This window comes from Serratia sp. AR11 (genome assembly GCF_056376275.1).
Genome location: NZ_CM150739.1, coordinates 2005887 through 2025851, shown reverse-complemented (window position 1 = coordinate 2025851; position 19965 = coordinate 2005887). Strand labels below are relative to the sequence as shown.

The following is a 19965-nucleotide window of genomic DNA, read 5'->3' as shown; positions in this document are numbered from 1 at the left end:
CTAGACTGTTCCGTGCCTCATGAACCAGGCACTTTCATAAACTGCAGGGGGTTGATCCTCACAGGCACTGTGGCGGCGTTTAGCATTATAAAACATCTCGACATAATCGAAGATATCCACCTTCGCTTCTTCCCTATTTTTATAGATCCGTTTCTTTATGCGTTCCCGTTTTAGCAACTGGAAAAAGCTTTCTGCCACTGCGTTGTCATGGCAATTACCCCGACGACTCATGCTGCTTTTTAAATTGTGAGCTGTCATAAAATGCTGACATCTTTCGCTCGTATATTGAGAGCCCTGATCTGAATGGATTAATACTTCTGCCGTTGGTTTACGTCGCCATACCGCCATCAATAATGCATCCATTACTAACTCAGCGGTCATTCGTCCGCCCATGCTCCAGCCGATAACCCTGCGTGAGAAGAGATCAAGAACAACAGCCAGATACAGCCAACCCTCATGCGTCCTTATATAAGTCATGTCACTCACCCAATGCGTATTTGGGGTTGGGACAACGAACTGGCGTTCAAGGTAATTTGGACTGGCAAAAGAAGGCTTTCCGCCACCGTAATAGCGTCGTTTTCGGTATCCAGTCTGAGATGCTAGTTCAGCGAGCCTCATCAGGCGCGCGATCCTGTTACGTCCGACGCATTCACCCAGATCTTTCATATCGAGCCAGATTTTTCGATAGCCGTAAACCGTACCGCTTTCAAGCCACAGTTGTTTAATCAAGCCTGTTTGCCGTTCATCTTGCCGGGTACGCAAAGATTTAGGCCGCTTTAGCCACTGGTAATAACCGCTGTGATGGAGGCCAAGAACCAGGCATGACCTGCGTACAGCATAAAAGGACGACATTTTTTTAATGAAGGCGTACTTCAGCCTGACGTTCTTGCAAAGTACGCGGCGGCCTTTTTTAAGATATCCCGCTCTTCAGTTACTCGCTTAAGTTCTTGCCTGAGGCGCTTTACTTCATGCTGAAGTGCATCGTCCTGCTTACGCTGCGGCTCGGGCTTCTGGTAGCGCTTAACCCAGGCGTAAAGACTATTAGTGGATACACCAAGTCGAGAGGAGACCTCAGATACAGGGTACCCCTGCTCAGTGATCTGTTTTACGGCTTCAATTTTGAATTCTTCAGTGAACGTTTTGACTGACATAAACACTCCTTCATTAGGCCTCCATTATGAGGCAAAAAAGTGTCTACGAAACCCGGGTCTATTCAGGGAATGTGATTTATCATCGTCATACCGTTTTCCAAAATCACTGGGTAAACCAGTTCGCTATCAAGTGAAGCAATGCCCCTGTAACATAGCATAAAGCGGTGTTATCTGAAGTGGATCAACATCAAATGTCGTATACCAAACATTCTAGCATTGCTTTTAATAGTCTTCTGGATCATCGTTGGTAACTGACCTGCCCCCAGGATTAGATACAACGCTCACTTAGTAATGTCGGATCCTTCACTATCAGAATTACCCTTTCTCCAGGCCGCCGCAAATTCAGACGGCGTCTGATAATTCAGCGCGGAGTGCGGGCGGCACTCATTATAATCCTGACGCCATTCACTGATGGTTTTCCTGGCATGACTGACGTCACTGAACCAGTGTTCATTCAGGCATTCATCGCGAAAGCGTCCGTTAAAACTCTCAATAAATCCGTTCTGTGTCGGCTTGCCGGGCTGGATAAGTCGCAGCTCCACGCCATGCTCAAAGGCCCATTGATCGAGTGCGCGGCAGGTAAATTCCGGGCCCTGATCCGTTCTTATCGTCGCCGGATAGCCGCGAAACAGCGCAATGCTGTCCAGAATACGCGTGACCTGCACGCCTGAAATCCCAAAGGCAACAGTGACCGTCAGGCATTCCTTCGTGAAGTCGTCTACGCAGGTAAGGCACTTGATCCTGCGACCGGTGGCCAATGCGTCCATGACGAAATCCATCGACCAGGTCAGATTGGGCGCCGCCGGACGGAGCAGCGGCAGACGTTCTGTTGCCAGCCCTTTACGACGTCTTCTGCGTTTTACGCCCAGGCCACTGAGGTGATAAAGCCTGTACACGCGCTTATGATTAACATGCAGCCCTTCACGGCGCAGCAACTGCCAGATGCGACGGTAGCCAAAACGCCTGCGCTCCAGTGCCAGCTCAGTGATGCGCCCAGATAAATGCGCATCTGCAGCCGGGCGCTGAGCCTCATAGCGGCAGGTCGACAGGGATAAACCCGTGAGCCTGCAGGCACGACGTTGCGACAGACCGGTCGCATCACATATCAACATCACGGCTTCCCGCTTCTGGTCTGTCGTCAGTACTTTCGCCCAAGAGCCACCTGAAGCGCCTCTTTATCCAGCATGGCTTCGGCAAGCAGCTTCTTGAGTCTGGCGTTCTCTTCCTCAAGCGACTTCAGGCGCTTAACCTCAGGCACCTCCATACCGCCATACTTCTTACGCCAGGTGTAAAACGTGGCATCGGAAATGGCGTGCTTGCGGCAGAGTTCACGGGCGGATACCCCGGCTTCAGCCTCGCGGAGAATACTGATGATCTGTTGGTCGGAAAAACGCTTCTTCATGGGGATGTCCTCATGTGGCTTATGAAGACATTACTAACATCGGGGTGTACTAATCAACTGGGAGCAGGTCAATGTTGTTACACAAACGTGATTTCGGCGATCGTCCACACTGCTCGATGATTCTGGTGGTGCTGCGTTTTATCCGCCTGACCAGAACCCCTTGCATCATTTACGGTATTTTTCCTGATCCAGCGTATAGACATGCTCCCGGAAGATGCAGCTCAACCTGTCGGAGCTGCTACTGACGCAGCGGTAAGTCTACTGGCAGATACTTTATACGGTGAGACAAGAGCGGGGACAACTATATTAAATTTCAAATTAATATTCTTGATTAAACTATCATTTGCATCTATCCACTCCGGAACATTTGACAGATAACACAATACCTTCGAATTTATGAGTTATTCCCACAAAGTTATATTTTTGAAGGTTGTCGTTGCAGGCAAAGCCTGAATATCAATTATCCCGGCGAGTTCTTCCGAACGAGGTGCCCAGAGATTTGCATGTAAGCGCATTGCAAGATGCGGAACTGGGGTGGGATCCCAACTTACGCGCTCGTGCACAACTCTGCCATCTACGGACCAGACGATCCGGTCTGGTCGCCAGTCAATTGTATAGCGATGAAAATCCAGAGTGGCATCGAAACCAAGTTCTACGCGACATGGGGATCCCCTGTACCCATACCCTAATGTTGCCCCTTCGTCGCCAGGATTGAAATAGACGTTTACTAACATATGCTCTGGATCATCACTCGCTATTTCAATATCAATCTCCTGCCTTGGTGAATCCCGATGCAGAAAGAAACCGGTAACCAGACCGGAACCACGAGCAACTTTAATTTCTGCCTCAAATCGTCCATACTCAAAAGAATGTTTTGATGCAAAAGCTCCCGATCGGTACGGCCTGTTACCGGCAGGTATTGCGCTGATAGTAAGATGTGTACCGTCCTCATCGCAAACCAGGCTTTCTTTGGAGAACGAAGCCATATTACCTGGAAAAGTTTCGACAAGCCCAATGAAGGATGGCGTTTCGGCCGTCATATCTGAACAAAACAGACATTTGCCCACAGGATGTACATCATGACCAGAGAGGTGTGCCGGTCGCCACCCGTACTGAGGAGGTAGTACCCAAGGTGAGACATCTAGTAAACATGCCTTATGTGACTGGAGTTGAGCCTGATGGGATAAATCATAAGGCCGATCACCCCGGAATAATCTGGATTCGCGTGGCGCACCAATGGGGAATACTTGTGCAGGCCTGGAAAGATTGAGCAGGGTGCAAAGTGGATCCCACATTTGAAAATCTGGCTCACAGTCCGATAAGAATACCGAGCGTGATGAAGGTAATGATTTCAGCTCAAACTTAAATTGCTGTATTGCTCCCAACTCCACAATAAATTTTATTTCCGTCCTCGCGAGCACAGTATTAAAGGTCTCAGGTGTGAACGGAATATCAATAAGAACATCAAATACCTCAAAAAGATTCGGCAAATCCTGTGCCTGAATTTCGTCTTCATCGCCATCGAATACCCGAACCCGCAGCCCCAACATAGCCAGAGCCATCGCCAGCCCCTCTCGTTGGCCACCAGCAGTCCAGGCTATCACTGAACATGAGTCGGTTTTATCCGGAGCCATCAACCCCGTGCCGGCATCAACAATACCTGCACGAGCCAGGTAGGGAAGCACGGAATAAGCGTTATCGGAAGCACTATCCTGTCGTTGCAAAATAGCTGGCCTGGACAGCGCAAGCGCGCCAAGTTCATCAAAGCGATAATTCATCCATAGATCAACAGGGCCAACCACGGGCATTGCCCGCAGCAGAGCTGCAGCTCCATCGCGTGATAACACATAGCCAGAAAGAAACCACAGTCCTCTTACGGGCCTGAAAAGGTCATGACAACAGTCCATACGTTCTGCTGTTCCCCCTGCATCTTCATAAGACAGATACAGTAAATGCGGCCCGCGATCCTCTAAACATTCTCGTATGGCTGAGTGCCAGCCTCTTGTGATAGCTGCAACAGCCCCCCACCTAAACCATACATCGTCTTCAAGGACAAGAACATATTGCTTATCCCCCGCAGAAATAGTCTTCCAGACTTCCACGTGTGACCTTGCTACAGCAATCTCCTGCCGAGTCATTTTAATGGGTTCATCATTGCTGAAGTATGCCTCCAGCCTTGCATCCGGCTGGACATAAAGCTGATCACCAATACAGTAGATTGAATCAACGTCAGCCGTTGCGGCACTCGCGCGACCATCCCGGGCATCCACGGCGGAAAATCGCTGTGTAATAGAGGCTAATGGAAAACCATCATAAGTCCGGAATCTTTTGAGTTCTCTGTTCAACCTCCGCCATCTGCCGGGTTGGCGATCGAGATTAATAACTACAATTGAGCCGATCATTTCGGGATCTGAGCCGAAAACGGGAATCCTACGGCCAGGTATGATACTTATTATTACACGTAAAACTCTGAATAATACCTTGCGCAAAACACCTGAGGCATCCTGAAGATTCATTGATTCTGTCCTTGATATGTGGGTTCAGGCTGAGCCCATATTACGCCAATTACGTTCGTCATTACGGTAGGAAAGATCCCAGCGAGTTTCTGCAATCATTTCCCAATCCCGTAAAAACTCAAAATCGAATGGCTCCCCTTCCCTTATCAATTTGTGAGCATGTGCTGCCAAAGCCGCAGTGAAATTCCCTGGCCCCGTCGTTGATTGAATTTCAGGTAAGTGAACATCGCTCAGCAGCGTTTCGGTTGCCCGAATAAGCGCTCTCTGCAAAACAGGATGGCCCGCTGGGGCCACAATAGGGTCATTATTAATGTAAAATATTCGCTCAGTCGTCGGCAAATCGCTTCTCCAGATATCCACAGCTGGCACCATCGAAGAGGACTGAATGTCGTAACATAATGGTTGTACTTTGAGTGCCCCATCATGGAAGAGATATTTCCAGTTGTCGCCAAGTAAAACATCGTCAGCATCAACGTATAACCCCCCCTCAGCGAGTAAAACGCACATGCGCAGATAGTCGCAGCGCATTGCCGGGTGGTGACAAAGAGAGAAGGCTTTACATTCTTTAGCGCCATATCGATCGGCAATATATGCCATTGCCGATTCATCGTTAAACAGACTACATTCAAAACCATCATCACGAAGTCGATCCCAGCTTCTGAGACAAACCATAACGTCTTCCGGCACATTATGCTGGTCATGCCAGTAGCGAATCAGTTTCTTTGGAATGAGTGGTGATAACACCTGTTTATCAGAACTTAACGAAGCAGGGTGTGCCAGTTGCTGCAGCGTAAGATCACGGATGAAAGAAGAGCGTAAATAGTCATCCTCTTCAAAACCAATCAGATATGAATTCATACTCCCCTTGTAAATCAAATTTTTTTGAACAGCATGCATAAAGCACTCTCCAGATTTTGCCGCTTAACGATTAGTCGAACTGGCGCAGGATAATCCTTTATTTTTTGCATAAAATGGCTGAGTCCTCCTTATATGCCTGATAACGTGAGGAATCAATTAAAAGATATGCCTGACCTTCCACCACAAACCCATCCAGGTGATGCTCCTGTACATATGCATCCAGATCATTGATATTGTTTATGAAGCCTTTACCATTGAAGTTGAGAGATGTATTGCACAAGACACCATAACCAGTGCGTTTTTTAAATGCTGAAAGTAATTTATGAAGATTTTTATTTGTTGCTGATGTCACTGTCTGAATACGCGCAGTGCCATTAACATGTGTGACTGCAGCAAGGGCTTCTGTCTTCGCCCGATGCGTAAAGAGCATATATCGACTTTCGTGATGACATCCGAACCATTTTTCAGCATCTTCCAGAAGACAAACCGGAGCAATTGGGCGAAATTGCTCACGTTGTTTTATTTCGTTTAAACGAACCCTTGTACTTTCCTGAAACGGAGCCGCAAGGATGGACCTGTTACCAAGTGCGCGTGGACCAATTTCGTATTTTCCATTCACCCAGCCCAGTATGAGATTGTTAGCCAGCATATCGGCAATCTGCTCGTTGTCGACATTATAGACATCATATTTCTCTGAGCAGAATGTATCGTCCATTCTAAAGTCTAATCCGCTGTAAACATTCCATTCAATTTTGGGGTTACCTGTAAAATAGAACTGGGCATCAATCGCAGTGCCTATAGCAACTCCGGAATCGTTAGCAACCGGAGGGACGAAGACTTCCGAAAAAAGATTTGTCTCCTTCCACTTAGTATTCCAGTCGCAGTTCAGACCACATCCACCAGCAATAATAAGCGGCTGCCTTTTCGTTAGATTTTCCTTTGCAAACTGATAAAAAACATTAAACAGTGCATTGCTATATATCCCAGTAAAATTTCGAAATTCTTTATCGTCCAGCCCAACATTATAGTGCGGAGCTTTTTCAATATTCGCGTACTCGCTAAGTTTTCTCACAGGACCATCCAACAGAAAGTCGATGAGTTCTTGTTCTTCCGAGGACGCAATACTTCTCTTTGAAAAAGATGCTAACGCCATAAGTTTCCCGGCATCAGAGAAACGAGGGTAGGCACTATCTTTGGAAAAACTTGGGTCCGCTAACCCATAAACTATACCATAGCGGTTCCCTGGTTGATTTTGAACATCACCAACGAGAGTTATATTCAGATCCGCATCTAATTCGTAGAATGCTCCGATTCCACCTTCCCATACCAAAGCATAACAGGATGTTCCTTTTGGAAAATCTGACATACCAAATGCACAGAGTATGTGTGCTCGCTCGTGAGAAGATGAAAAATATTTAATTTTCTTTTTTAAGAATCGTCTTTCTGAGACCATGACATCTGTACTTGATATGCCCCGATAACCAACGTTAACTTTCGAGCCTTTTAAATACTCCTCATGATCCCTGGGCCACCATCCACCTGCACAAATAACCTCTGGTATATCGTCCATTTCGCCAATAGCATTTAACACATCTGAAATGCTCAGTGAGGAATATCGATTATTCGAATCTTTTTCCGCCTCGACAGACATTATTAATCGACCATTTTCAAGTAATGCCACAGCACCATCATGACCTAGATTATAAGAGAGAATTTTCATTGGTGAGCAACCTCTATACATTGTAATTTCACATTATCCATCTATTTTCATCTGGATTAATTCATACTTTATTCACTGGCTGTTCTGCTACACTCAGATGCATATTCTTTTCCAGTAGTGTCCATTCTTCATCACTCCAGAGACAAAAACCGACTTCGCTGCTATGGGATTTTTTCAGCCCCAACCTTCTCGCCATTTTATAACTGACATTGCATTTCTCCCCGGAAGACGCTCAGTAACCGCAGTGCCCACTCTCGGATAGTCCGCTTTAAGAATACCGAGCTCCGCCTCCCGCCAGATACGACCACTTTGCCCCCAGGGTCGTCCACCATCGAAAATATCGCAGCGGCACTCCTGCCCGGAAGCAGCCGCGTAAGTGACCTTGCTTCGACCCCTAGGGAATAGTGGTCACGAATACTATCCATTTCAATATCACCCCACGGTGCACTTTTCTTTTTGCAACACCCGATCTTGTCAGCCATCAATCCCACCGAACCTAGCGTTTGGCTCAACCGGACAAAAATCTCAGCAATAGGCATGGAAGAATAGTTATGATCCAGAAAGATTAAATCCCCGGCAGTCCCTCTGGCACGGTTATTACGGTAACGAAGTGAATCATTCATAACTTTTAACATCGTTTTATTTTGATGCATTCTGTTTTATTTCAGCATAGCGGGCTGCCAATTGTTTCAGATGCATCTCCAGTTGAGACTTCGCAGCGGCGGGTAAAGGTACTCCAGCAGGATTTTCTGACAATGCTCGCAGTTGCTCTTCAGCCGGTATGGATTGATTAAATGACCGCATGGTGGAAAATACCACTGATTTCAGCTCACTAACCGTCATGTATTTACCCTTATGCTCATCCAGCCCGCTCAGCCGGTCACTCAGTTGCTGTAGCTTCGTCATCCCTTGATGCCAGCCATTCAGGTTTTCTGTCGGTATGCTGGCAGCGTTTAACTGCCGCTGCCACTGTTGTACCAGAGGTTTAGCCTGCTCCGGCCAAAGCGCCTGAGCCTGTTCCAGAAGCTGCCGACTGTAGGCAATATTCCAGCCAGGGGGAAGCTTGTCCAGTTGGGCAAGCTGCTGCTGTGTTTGTGCGATTACAGTTTGTGGCAACGGAGATTGTTGACGCAACACATCCAACTGCTCAGGCGTGAGTATTGCGGGTAACGGCGCCAGGGATGCAGCAAACTGAGCCTGTAACGGGTCCGGTCGGTGTAAGACATTCCAGCCCCACACCGTTGCCGCACTTATCACCAGCATGGAACACATCCCGGCGGCGAAGAAATGCCACTTTTTTACCGGAGCTGGCATCGCAGCCAGTACTTCCACATTCGGCTGATGTTCCGGCTGCGCCACATACACCCATTTCACCGCCTCAACCGGTTCGTTTTTATCCGCAGCCGGCATACCGGATATTGCGTCAGTAGCTGTTCCCACGCGATTTATTGCCGAAACTGGCAACGCTATGCCAGGTTGAATAACAGCGCCAGAACCTGACACGCCGTCACTGTTTTCCAGCCTTACAGCTCTGTTGTGCATCAGGGTACGCAGCGTATCGAACTGACTCAGGTGTTTGAGCTCCAGGCGCTGTAGCACTGCCCCCAGGCTGGCAAGCTGCTGTTCCGCACGATAAAGCTGGCTGAGGTCACTGTAATTCAGGGGGAGCGTGCGCATCAGCTGTTGTATACGCTGGCTCAGACCACTGAGGATTTCCATGCGGGCGTGTACCGGCTGCGGCCAGAGTACGCCCCACTGATGGCTGATCAGGGCTTCCAGTATCGCCAGCCCTTCATTCAGACCGAACAACCCGGCCAGTTGCGTACGGGCCAGCGTATACCAGGCTGCCGTCTGCAGCTCCACACCATTTTGCTCAAATAGCGAAAGACAGAGTTTTTCAGCATAACGCCAGTTCACATCCGGACGCGCCGGATGTGACAACTTGCTCAGCTCATCGCGCAGGGCAGCATAATCCGGCAGCGTGCGCGGGTCGCTGCCGGTTTTAATTTTACGGAAGGGGATGTCATTCATGACCAGATATCCATTTGACTTGTATATATACAACTCTGGAAGATTATGATTTATGCCGCTTCGCTTTCTGCATATTCCTGGCTTTGTAGATACTGTAATGCAGCCGGATCGGCAATATATTCAACCTGACCATGGTGACGTTCAACCTCGTTAATTATTTTACTGAGATCTACCCGGAAAAATTCTTTGCGTAAATTAATCCTGTTAATGCGGTAACTTTCCAGATGGTCGTGCAGCGTTTTCTCCAGTGCGGGCGCGTCATCGCAGGAAATCATGGCGTGGACATCGAAATCGAAGGGCACGGACGCACCGCTTAACTCTTTGACCCGCTCCATCGGCTCCAGACGACGGGTCATACCGATTTTGAAGACATCTTCGCCAAAGGAACCAATGTTTGAAATAATATAGACATGCCCCTGCTTCGTGAGCTGAGCCATGGATTTTGCACGCTCATATTGCTGATGCACCTCCTGGATTTTCTGCTCCAGCTCCTGCCTCTGCTTCTCAAGCTCTTCCTTATAAGCACCTTCGGCTGCCAACAGCGCCTCTTCAAGCACTCTCTGTTGTTCGGCCAGGCGATTTTCTTCCTCTTCGGCCTCCTGCTGCTGCCTGTCCAGTTCATCCTGGCGCTGCTTTTCTTCTCGCATCTGGCGTTTGATTTCAGCCTGATATTCCTTCTCTTCCTGCGCTTTCTCCAGCAATGCGACCTTGTCCAGGAACTGCTGTTTTACCCCGTCCCAGTCAGCATTATCTTCAAGTTCAAGAAAGGTTATCTTCTCGCTGATAGCGGTATAGGCATCCCTTTCCTTGCGGAGCTGGTCGTACTTACTCTGCCAGTTATTCACCGTGGTGCCCGCAAGTAGCGTCTTAACTTTGAATTTATAGGCTGAGTCCACTATGCGCTGCAGCGCTTTGCTGGCCTTATTTCTGGCCTCGTGATACTCATCCCAAAGACCGGCAAGTCGTTGCTTTTCGTGGTAAATACCCCGAACCACCCCGGTACTCACGGTTTCATCAAACGCTTTTTCTTTCTGAGCAAGGTCAGACGCTGCCTGTTCAAGTGCCGCATTTTTCTGCCTGAATCCCCGGTAGATAAAAAACCGAATGAGTAAAGCAGACATGACCAGTAAGCCAAAGAAGAGCGCAATAATTCCGGCTGGCGTTGATACCGAATCAATAAAGCGCTCATTAATGTTAATCAGTGCTCTTACCGCGACGTAAATCCCCCAGGCGATAACGCCAAGAATAACCAGAATTACACCCGCTGAGTTATCACCTTTTTTTCTTCGTGCCACGTGCTATTCCCTTAATTTCATTTGCATTTTTTATGTCTGTTTAGCTGCTATTGCGGACTATGATTAAAAGGCCTGCTGGTCAATAAGCTGCTGTTGCTTCAGGTGCCTCAGGAGTACGCGACCTTCAGGCATAAACTCGGTCCCATAACGCACCAGGCCGAGGCCTTTCAATTCAGCGTCAATGGCATAGCGCAGTTCGCCGGGTCGGGTCTGCTCCAGTATCACCACATCAACCTTTGCCAGGCGCGGCTCATATTTCAGCAGCACGTCGGAGAGCGTGCCCATCAGCTGATGCGCGGTCCCTGGCATACCCTGCAGGATTTTCGTCATATCCGGCAGACCGTAGTCCGGCAAGTGCGCCAGAGTGCCGGCGCGACAATTCAGAATGCGCTGCATGTTATCCAGCACGGACAGGATGACCTGATTTTCTTCGCTAAGCCGATGAAGGTCGAGATCGCCGGTAAAGTTACCGTAAAGCATCTCGTATAAAGAAGGCGTGTTTCTTGACGTCATCAGTTTTTCTCGTCCGGACTGATAATAAAGACACTGCCGCCGTCATCGCGTTTCAGAAGCGACCAGCAAGCGCGGTGTTTTTTGCCATCCTTATCCTCAAAGCCAGGCATTTTCTGGCCCTGTTGGGTTTGGGTATACTGCGTGGTGCCGTTAACTATGGTTGCCCATTCCCCCGCATGTGGGGCAATACCATCCGTCCAGCAGGTGATTCGAGCCGGTTCGTAGGATTTCCCTTCATCCCCTTCGGCCAGACCCGCACTGGCTTCATCGAAGCGGGCAAACCATGCCATAGATGAATCTTCTTCAAACTGGAAGTTTTCGTGCTCAGAGTAGAAATGTAGGCCGTTGTGCCCGTCCTGCCGGATGGGCTTGATCATCTGGTTTACTTTTACCAGCAATGGTGGCAGGTCTTCAGTTTTCGTTTCCCCTAACGCTGGCGGCAATGCCCCGGCCTTGAGGATAATGCCGCCGTTATAGCGCAGCAGTTCTATCTCAGGCGTTTTCTTCAGGCGGTGGGCCAGCTTTTCCGCACCACCCAGCTTTTCCAGCCAAGGATTACCCAGAATAGTATACCAGCACGGGCCTTTTACCCCTTCAATGGAGTTGGTTCCATCAAGAAATCCCAACGAATCTACCATCACGCCGGGAAAGCGCTGGGCAAGTTTGTATTCGTAGGGGAACATGCGTTCAAAAGCATATGGCAGGACGAAGGACAGTCCGGCATAGCCACTTTCAACATTGAAGGTATTACAAAGCCACATCAGCCAGGATTGATAATGTTCCTTCCCGTCAGATTCTTTCAACAACGAAAGCGGGAATGTGAGTTTAATGACTGAACGGTTATTTTCGTTATGGAATATTCTCTTTCCCATAAGGAGAACATCGTAATCTGGTGCGAGATATGATTCAGTCGCACTACTCAGTATCCAGTCAAATACTTCCTCTGGCGTTGAGTCCAGTATTTCCTGCCGCTGTTTCGCATAGTTTTTTTCCGTTATTGCCGTCCATTTTTTCCCCGGTAGGGTCTTCTTCAGGTGCGGTTTAAATTCCTCGTAGTAGCGGTCCACACACTCCACCATCTTACGGCGGACCTCTGTCGTATGACCGTCTTTAAAAAATACGGTGATTATCAGGCCAAGGTTTACAGCAGGGCTGCCATCTTTGTACTTCACCGACGCTTCCGGCAACCATTTCTCGATATAATTCAGCTCAAAATCCTTCAGTTCCATCATAATTCCTTATTGGGTTGCCAGTGCGCCGACTGTGCTGGCTCCGAGAACCGCCACCAGTGCTTCCCAGGCTGTTATTGCCAGACGGACAATCAGTAAAAACGCCGCAAGCAGCGCTTCCGGGATGCCCAGCGTAACAACCAGAACACCGACACCTACTGCAACAAGCACCACTCCAACGGTGACGGCGACGTTAGTCAATACTTGTACCCAGTCCACCTGTTTCAGCGTTTCCAGCGTCATATCTGTCGCTTCCTGAATAGCTGACCAGGCGGCTCTTATTTGTTCATTTGTCCACGATGCAGCTGCGCGCCCCGTGCTGCTAACCCACTGCCAGGCCTGACTTCCCTGGGAGTATACCCAATCGCCACTGTCATTCAGCCAGCCCGCCACTCTGTTCAGATCCTGCTGCATCTCTGTTGACAGGGCATTCCAGCCTGCCGCCATATTATTAATCACCCCCTCGCTAAGATCAGCGACAGCTTTTCCGGCATAGGTCCACGGTTCGACCCTTGCAGGGGCGGGGTTTGCAGGAGGTCGCGGCGTAAAGATGGGAGGATAGAGGAACAACGGCCAGTACTTAACCCCGCTGGTCTTCCAGGCTTTCATCGTTGCGTTGACCACCTGATCGCTCCACTGCTGCTCTTCCAGGCGGCAGTCATGGATCTCCAGTATCGTCATCTTGTGACGATTACTGCCGACAATAAGCATATATTCATCATATTGAATACGCTTAAGTTCATCCCCTGGAAACTTCACCTCAACGAGACGTTCAAGATTATCACCGTGCATCTGATCTTCGGTATCCGGCCCCGCCAGTCCTGGCCAGCGGTCGTCTTTATTTTTCACGATGATGACATCTGGACGACGGTATATCCCCTTACCCGGTACCGGGAAGGGATTGGTGGTGTGACGCCTTCCAGCACCTTCACTTAGCAACGTGCTACTGAGAAACGGACGTGGTGGTGTGGCCCGCATATCAAACGGGACTTCAGCTTTGTACCACCATTGATAATCACGTTTGATTTCATCCACACGGATAAGTCCGCTCATCATGAGCTGCTTGAGGCTCATCTGGTAGTTTTTGCCGTTGCGGCGGATCTCTGCCGACAACCGGGGAAAACGCATGGCGTATTCCACCTTGATATGCAGGTACTGGCGACTGTTGGTCGTCGGCAGACGGGACTGTTTCTCCACCATTTCAACGCCAGTCGTAGTACAGTCCCACGGCTGATTATTGGTCCCGGTGGGAATATCTGCTATAGGGGTATCGGGTAAGTCAGGCAGTTCCATTACACATTCTCCCTGAATTCAGTTGTCAGCTGCTGTTGATCGCCATCGCCAATAAACCACATGGTTTCTTCTGGCTGAGGTTTATCCGGTACGATATGCAAATCCACCGCTTCCTGTTCACGGGTATAAACCGCAACAGTCCGGCCTTCAGCGTCACTGAACCCGGTAGCCTCCTGTCCGGACGGCGTTTTCAGGCTGTAAGGTATCCCGGCAAGGACCGCACCTTGTTCATCCTGAAGCTGGTAAATGGCGGAATAAATATGCGAAGTGCCCATAAGTGGAAATGATACGGCCATTGCCGCTGACCCCGTCAGGTGCGTGCGCTTAATCTTGCGCGTATAGGTCGTATCCGTCCCGTACTCTATCTTCCCGCCTTCAATCGTCAGATAGCTCCCGCCACCTATCAGCGTCACTTTCTTCTTACCCGCAAACAGCATGTCGCTCGCCGATATCAGACTCAGCTTCTGCTCCGCACTGATGTGCATCTCCCCGTTCTGCGCCTGTATCTTCACCGGGCCTTCACTGGCGTTCAGTGTCAGGCTGCCGCTGCGCGCAAACAGGCCAATCTGCTCTCCCGCCAGAATTGCGGTGTCACCCAGTGCTCCACTGCTAAAATCCCCTCCCGCATTCACTGCCACATTCTGAGCGGCGGTCAACTGCATATGTTCCCCGCTGGTGAACGCCACGCCCTGCGGGCCGTGGAAATGAATCATCTCGTTCAGCGGTTTCAGGCGTTTATCGAACATCGCTATCTGGCTCGCAATATCCGCCTCCAGTGCCTGCGCCTGCTCTGCGGCCACCGCCAGCGCTTTAATCTGCTGCTGGCAGACCTCAATCTCCTTCAGCGCCGTTTCCATGTCCAGCACGTCACCTGCAGCTTTGCTCTGGTCATCGGCCGTGATGAACAGCCCTTTTGCCACGCGAATGATGCCGTACTCGTCGGTTCTGAGTTCAAAGCCGGTACCGCGCGGCTTGTTCTGCGCATCGACGATATGCCCCTGGTTCATCTGCGTGCTGCCGAAAGGTGTGGTCAGCGCGATATGCTCCTGCCCGCGCTGGTCTTCCATCCGCAGTTCATTGGCAGCAGGCGTGCGCAGGATGTTCTGACTGCGGTTGTCACGGGTGACGATGTCCTGATGCTCAGAGTCGTGAAACGCATGGGCAATATACGGCCGGTCGATATCCCCGTCGTCATACGCAATCCCCACTTCCGTATCGTCAATAAGCGGCGTGTGCCAGCCGTACGCCCCGCACGAGTATGGCTTCGCCAGGCGTATCCACAGAGTGCGGTAACTCGGCTCCGCGCCTTCACGGCTGAAGTCCAGCTTCACCCGGTAGCGGCCCTGGCTATCCAGATGGGCGTAGATATCACCCTTCTCACGGCTCTCGATGCGCGCCGGCAGCGTGCCGCGTATCTTCGGTCGGGGCAGTTCAGCCGGACGGAAGCAGAACTGTTCACTGTAGGGCATGCCCCACACTGACACGTGCAGTCGTGTGTCGCGCGCTGCGCTGTAGGTGGCAAGCGTAATCAGCATCCCATCCTGCAGGTCATTCAGGGTGCTGCCGTCTGTCTCCAGTACCATCCCCGGCATCAGATGTGCGGCGTTGCTGAACAGGTGCAGACGAGTGGACTTATTCAGCTCGTGCTCATGATGAATGCGTGCGTAAAACGCCCCGCTCTCCGTTTCCGGCTCTGACGTGCTGTCGTCACCGGCATCCAGGAACGGCACGCCGTAGCGGTAGTACTCCCCAGTGGTGGTGGCGCTGTTTCTGACGGCGAGCGACGAGTCCATCGGCGTGGTCGCCGTGCGGTAGTTATAATCCCGCGTGCGGACCAGACCCGTCACCGTATTGTGCCAGCTGCGCAGCCCCCACGCAGATTCCGCCGCCCCGTCGTACAGCGCCGACGGCTCCTGATACGGCACATGGACATCAAACTGATAAAACTGCTGGCTGTCTGCAAAGGTTAGCGTGTCCAGCCCGGTCACGGCATTGACCCCGGTGCGAAACCAGATACCCACTTCAGAAAGGAGGCGCCGGATAAACTGCAGGTCCGTCTCCCGCCACTGGGTGATGAGTTCGCGCGGCGGATAGCTGCGCTCGAGACGGAACTCAAAATCCGCCCCTTCCAGACCATGCTCACGCAGCACCTGCTCCACCATTTCGGGTACCGACAAGTTCTGGTACACCGCACAGCGCCGGGTATGCCCCAGCAGTGCCAGACGGGACGAGAGCGTCACGCCGTAGTGCGTCTGGTCGGCCGTCGTGCCCAGCCATTCGAACCCGGTGAGTATCCCCTGTACCGTCCTGCCGCTGAGCATGTTAAGCGTGGCGAACTTCAGCAGCACCTCTTCGGCGGTCACATCGCTCTGCGCCGTGGTGAACTCAATACGCCACTCAGAGGGGGCACTCAGCGCCTCGCGACCATGAAAGTTCAGCACGTCCGCTTTTACCCGACTGCCGTTTATCTCAAACGTATAGCGTGTCTGTCCGTCAAACAGGGCCAGCCAGTTGTCCGTTACCATTATCGTCACTCCTTAACGGGGACCAGGGTCAGAAAACCATTCCCGAGCTCAAGTGTGCGGGGTTTGTCCGGGTTGAGGTCATCACGGGTGAGCACCAATCGCCAGGTGTTGTTCTTCAGCTCCGGGCGATTAAACAGCCCGACCACGGCCACATACTTCGCCTCTTCGTTCATCGGCATATTAAGGATGACACTGCCTTTGGGCATCACCAGCAGAGATTTGCTGGCGACGACATCTTCTTTAAGCACATTGTCGGCATCACGAAGTAACGTCTGATAGTCGGCGGCATCGACTTTCTCGCGGTCTTTTAACTGCCAGACCTGGATCATGGTCGCCAGCGGCGTCTGCGCTTCATCGGCATTGGCCGCCGCACGCGGTTCAAAGTCGAGATGCAGCACTTTTATTTTTTTGTAGAAAATGGATTTGGTCACGTTGACGGTGCCATCAGTGACGGTCTGCGTCAGGCCGCAACCGGCCAGCAGACCACAAAGCGCGAGCAGGACGACCTGTCGCAGGGAAACGGATGTCATTCAGAGGTTCCTTTCAGAATAAACAGCAGCACTAATCGAAGCGGTAACCGCCATCCTGCGCCGCAAGAAGCGGTTTACAGTCCAGTCCCTCGTAACAACCGAGGCTGACGGTCAGATGGGCACGTTTGCCGGGCCTGTCGTTTTTCAGTCCCAGCACACCGGTACGACCAAGCTGTATACGACGCTGTTGCCCCAGTCGGGGTTCGGGTAACGTACTGACGGGGACGGTCAATCGCAGCCGCACGTCCGAGCGATAGCCCAGGTACACCCGCAGCAGTACCATCAGGTCTGTGTGCAGTTGCCCGCCGGGCAGCCACCCTCCGGCTTCTTCCTGATTGCGGGTGGTCAGCATCAGCAAAATGCGGCTGCAAGCCTCTTTCCCGCTCTTACCCAGCGTCGCCCGCTGTGACAGGGCTACGCGGTTGCCTTTACCCAGGCCACTGCGTTGCGACATCGGGACCTTTACCGGGTCCGGGCTGATCACCGTCGCGGTGGTCTCCGGCGCCAGCAGGCTCACCAGTTGACAAACACCCTCTGCATTGCGGGTCGGCAGGCGCATGGTGCCCAGCAGCGCGAGGAAACGGGAGACCGGGGTGGCCACGTTCTCTGCCGTGCCGGGAATACCCAGTCCCACCAGCCCCAACAGACACTGTGAGGTGGCATCCGTCGCACCGGACTCAAACGTGGCCGGGTACGCGTATTTGCGCCAGATGCGATAGTACTGGGTGGTGATGCGGTGGCTGAAGATATCAAGAAACGCCGTGGTCGCCTCAACCCCTTCGCGGCGCTGGGCGATGTCATCCAGATACGCGGTCGGCAGCGGTGAGTCCACGCCGTACATCCCCAGAAATGTCGTGCGTACGGTCGGCGGCAATTCCGGATGATCTTCGTCTGTTTCTACCGCACGCAGTTCACTGGCCGGAAAGCCCATCCCTGGCCAGGGGCGAAAGCGCACCGGGTCGCCGGACGGTTTATCGGCGGTACCCAGCAACGGCCTGTCGGGACTGTCCTGTTCAAGCAACTGGCAGAAGCGGTAAAAGTTAACCCGCCAGATATCCTTGCCGAGGTCTTCGGTCAGCCCGGTACGTGCTGGCTGTGATTCTCTTTCCATCGCAGTCGTTTCCCTGTCGGTTGCAATACCAGCGTCAGCTGATTGAAGAGGTGAACATCGGCATACAGCGCAAAGAAGCGATGCAGCATTTCACCAAACAGATTCACATCGCCCTCGCCTGCGAAGTTGTCCGCATTCAGCGTGACTTCAATATCCACCCCACGCAGCATATAGCCCCGTTCGAAACGGCGTATCAGCGTATGCTTCACGGCGACGATGGCCTCCAGCCGGCGGCGGTTCATCTCATCGTCGGTCCAGTCATACAGCGCCAGCGTACCGCGCAGCACTTCCGGGTTATCCATCATGCTCAGGAAGCTGGAGCCCAGATGGCTCATCACGCGCCAGTGAAAGCGGTCGTTGGCCGGTGGATAAAGTGGCAGTGTCGGCGCATTCAGGTTCAGAACTTTCACCGGCACTTTGCCGGCTTTCACCACCCGGTCGAGCAGCGTACTTTCCAGCGCCTTGCGGGGCAGTTGCCCGTTGGTACCGGTGATGCGCATGGATAACGATTCCGGCTTTTCCGCCAACTGCTCAATTTCAAACGAACGGCCACCGAGGATAAGCCAGGTATCATACAGTCCCGATGGGCCGCGCTTCACTCGGGTGTGGAAGTAACGCTCTGGCGCGTCAAAACGCATCATGCCGCCACGGTGACGAAAACTGGTGAAGGGTACGTAGGGATGCTTACCGCTTTTCACAGCACCGTGGATGTTATCGACGCTGTAGATTTCCGTGTGACCGTCCTGGACGCGCAGCGGACGCAGCAGGTATTCATTTTCCAGCGGATCGATGGTCAGCGGGTCGGCCTCCAGAGTGAAGAGGTTAATCACCGGCGCACAATGCAGGCGGAAATTGTCGGTTTCAAAGGGCATATCGGATGGCCAGCCGCCCTCGAGCACAATATCGGTTTCAAACCAGGTGGTGTCCTGATTAATCCCGGTCAGTTCCAGCCCACGCAGCTCCACAAACATAAACTTTTGCCGGAAGCTGAAATACTCCAGCAGCAGCTGATAGCCACTGAATGCAGAATCGCCTTTCGGCCAAAGTCGCTCAGTATCGTCAAAGCCCATCGGCTTACACCAGCCGTCAAAACGGATGCGTTCGGTGCGGGTTGCGGCGTGGCGGGCATACATCGCATGCACCCGGCGGGTCAGCGCCAGATGCAGGGCCGAGGCCACCGGGCTGTCGGCATCGAGGTAAATGGCCACCTTATCAATCCCGCTTTTCGCCCAGTCCACCTTGCTTGCACACTCAAAACGCAGGCGGATGACAGCACGTCCGTCCGGCTCGGTCTGCAGGCGCGCATCCGCCAGATGAAGGGGCTGCAAGGGAATATCCCGCGTAGTCCGGTACTGGCAGACGGTTTTATCCGGTCCGACCGGTCGCGACAGCACCGGGAAGCCTTCCGGCAGAAGCTCAGCCTGCTTCAGCAATTGCCACTCCGGCGAGAACGTCACCACCGACAACGACGGAATGGTACGCATGTAATGCGGCCAGAGCAGGCTCACCAGCCCTTCTGTCAGCTCCGGCAGGTCATCATCGAGCTTTTCACGCAGACGGCCCATCAGGAAGGCAAACCCTTCAAAAAGCCGCTCCACATACGGGTCACGGGCACCGGTTTTGTCGAGGTTAAGCATGGCGGCGCGGTCGGGATGGGCGCGAGCAAATTCTTTACCGGCTTCGCGCAGGTAGCGCATTTCGGCATCAAAATAACGCAGGGTTAAATCATCCATGCACGGGGTTCCTGAGTATCGTGGCAATCAAAATAAGAGGTCATCAGATGCAGCCTGT

General features: G+C 51.9%; 14 protein-coding genes. All 14 read right to left on the bottom strand.

Translation table 11 applies throughout. The annotated features are described in order from the left end of the window. A protein-coding gene (locus ACSOSI_RS09580; RefSeq protein WP_476706963.1) for an IS3 family transposase occupies window positions 1-1151 on the bottom strand; the annotation gives its coding sequence in 2 pieces (ribosomal slippage) (window positions 1-917 and window positions 917-1151; 1152 coding nt in all). Between the two features lie 281 nt (window positions 1152-1432). Continuing rightward, window positions 1433-2553 (bottom strand): IS3 family transposase gene (locus ACSOSI_RS09575; protein ID WP_112150724.1). Its coding sequence is split into 2 segments (ribosomal slippage): window positions 1433-2295 and window positions 2295-2553, totalling 1122 coding nucleotides; the frame shifts between segments, so codons are not numbered across the junction. Window positions 2554-2954: 401 nt separating this feature from the next. Further along, window positions 2955-5069: a family 16 glycosylhydrolase gene (locus ACSOSI_RS09570; protein ID WP_476706962.1), complete on the bottom strand. Its 2115-nt coding sequence runs from the start codon at window positions 5067-5069 to the stop codon at window positions 2955-2957. A 24-nt stretch (window positions 5070-5093) separates the two neighbouring features. After that, the gene (locus ACSOSI_RS09565) at window positions 5094-5966 is read right to left on the bottom strand and encodes a glycosyltransferase (protein WP_262209593.1); all 873 of its coding nucleotides are present in this window, start codon (window positions 5964-5966) and stop codon (window positions 5094-5096) included. Window positions 5967-6024: 58 nt separating this feature from the next. Beyond that, on the bottom strand, window positions 6025-7647 hold the full coding sequence (locus ACSOSI_RS09560; protein ID WP_476706961.1) for a carbamoyltransferase C-terminal domain-containing protein: 1623 nt from the start codon (window positions 7645-7647) through the stop codon (window positions 6025-6027). A 639-nt stretch (window positions 7648-8286) separates the two neighbouring features. Next, window positions 8287-9678 carry a VasL domain-containing protein gene (locus tag ACSOSI_RS09555; RefSeq protein WP_476706960.1) on the bottom strand — a complete coding sequence of 464 codons (1392 nt, stop codon included), beginning with the start codon at window positions 9676-9678 and terminating at the stop codon, window positions 8287-8289. 50 nt (window positions 9679-9728) lie between these two features. Further along, entirely contained in the window at window positions 9729-10973 is a 1245-nt protein-coding gene (locus tag ACSOSI_RS09550; protein ID WP_476706959.1) for a GIY-YIG nuclease family protein, read from the bottom strand. A 63-nt stretch (window positions 10974-11036) separates the two neighbouring features. Beyond that, window positions 11037-11486: a type VI secretion system baseplate subunit TssE gene (tssE, locus tag ACSOSI_RS09545; protein WP_476706958.1), complete on the bottom strand. Its 450-nt coding sequence runs from the start codon at window positions 11484-11486 to the stop codon at window positions 11037-11039. Beyond that, a complete protein-coding gene (locus ACSOSI_RS09540) occupies window positions 11486-12715 on the bottom strand; it encodes a DUF3396 domain-containing protein (protein ID WP_126486319.1) in 1230 nt (409 codons plus the stop codon). The genes tssE and ACSOSI_RS09540 overlap by 1 nt, the downstream gene beginning before the upstream one ends. A gap of 9 nt (window positions 12716-12724) precedes the next feature. Then, the gene (locus ACSOSI_RS09535) at window positions 12725-14008 is read right to left on the bottom strand and encodes a VRR-NUC domain-containing protein (protein WP_476706957.1); all 1284 of its coding nucleotides are present in this window, start codon (window positions 14006-14008) and stop codon (window positions 12725-12727) included. Continuing rightward, window positions 14008-16533: a type VI secretion system Vgr family protein gene (locus ACSOSI_RS09530; protein ID WP_476706956.1), complete on the bottom strand. Its 2526-nt coding sequence runs from the start codon at window positions 16531-16533 to the stop codon at window positions 14008-14010. The genes ACSOSI_RS09535 and ACSOSI_RS09530 overlap by 1 nt, the downstream gene beginning before the upstream one ends. A gap of 5 nt (window positions 16534-16538) precedes the next feature. Beyond that, entirely contained in the window at window positions 16539-17063 is a 525-nt protein-coding gene (gene tssJ, locus ACSOSI_RS09525) for a type VI secretion system lipoprotein TssJ (RefSeq protein WP_126481765.1), read from the bottom strand. A gap of 31 nt (window positions 17064-17094) precedes the next feature. Continuing rightward, complete coding sequence (gene tssG, locus ACSOSI_RS09520; RefSeq protein WP_126481763.1) at window positions 17095-18174, bottom strand: type VI secretion system baseplate subunit TssG; 1080 nt, start codon at window positions 18172-18174, stop codon at window positions 17095-17097. Beyond that, complete coding sequence (gene tssF, locus ACSOSI_RS09515) at window positions 18138-19907, bottom strand: type VI secretion system baseplate subunit TssF (RefSeq protein WP_126481761.1); 1770 nt, start codon at window positions 19905-19907, stop codon at window positions 18138-18140. Before tssF ends, tssG begins: the two co-directional genes overlap by 37 nt. Between the last annotated feature and the right edge of the window lie 58 nt (window positions 19908-19965).

Coding starts and splice junctions, on each gene's coding strand:
- ACSOSI_RS09570 (WP_476706962.1), bottom strand. CDS start 5,069: ATGAATCTTCAGGATGCCTCAGGTGTTTTGCGCAAGGTATTATTCAGA.
- ACSOSI_RS09565 (WP_262209593.1), bottom strand. CDS start 5,966: ATGCATGCTGTTCAAAAAAATTTGATTTACAAGGGGAGTATGAATTCA.
- ACSOSI_RS09560 (WP_476706961.1), bottom strand. CDS start 7,647: ATGAAAATTCTCTCTTATAATCTAGGTCATGATGGTGCTGTGGCATTA.
- ACSOSI_RS09555 (WP_476706960.1), bottom strand. CDS start 9,678: ATGAATGACATCCCCTTCCGTAAAATTAAAACCGGCAGCGACCCGCGC.
- tssE (WP_476706958.1), bottom strand. CDS start 11,486: ATGACGTCAAGAAACACGCCTTCTTTATACGAGATGCTTTACGGTAAC.
- ACSOSI_RS09540 (WP_126486319.1), bottom strand. CDS start 12,715: ATGGAACTGAAGGATTTTGAGCTGAATTATATCGAGAAATGGTTGCCG.
- ACSOSI_RS09535 (WP_476706957.1), bottom strand. CDS start 14,008: ATGGAACTGCCTGACTTACCCGATACCCCTATAGCAGATATTCCCACC.
- ACSOSI_RS09530 (WP_476706956.1), bottom strand. CDS start 16,533: ATGGTAACGGACAACTGGCTGGCCCTGTTTGACGGACAGACACGCTAT.
- tssJ (WP_126481765.1), bottom strand. CDS start 17,063: ATGACATCCGTTTCCCTGCGACAGGTCGTCCTGCTCGCGCTTTGTGGT.
- tssG (WP_126481763.1), bottom strand. CDS start 18,174: ATGGAAAGAGAATCACAGCCAGCACGTACCGGGCTGACCGAAGACCTC.
- tssF (WP_126481761.1), bottom strand. CDS start 19,907: ATGGATGATTTAACCCTGCGTTATTTTGATGCCGAAATGCGCTACCTG.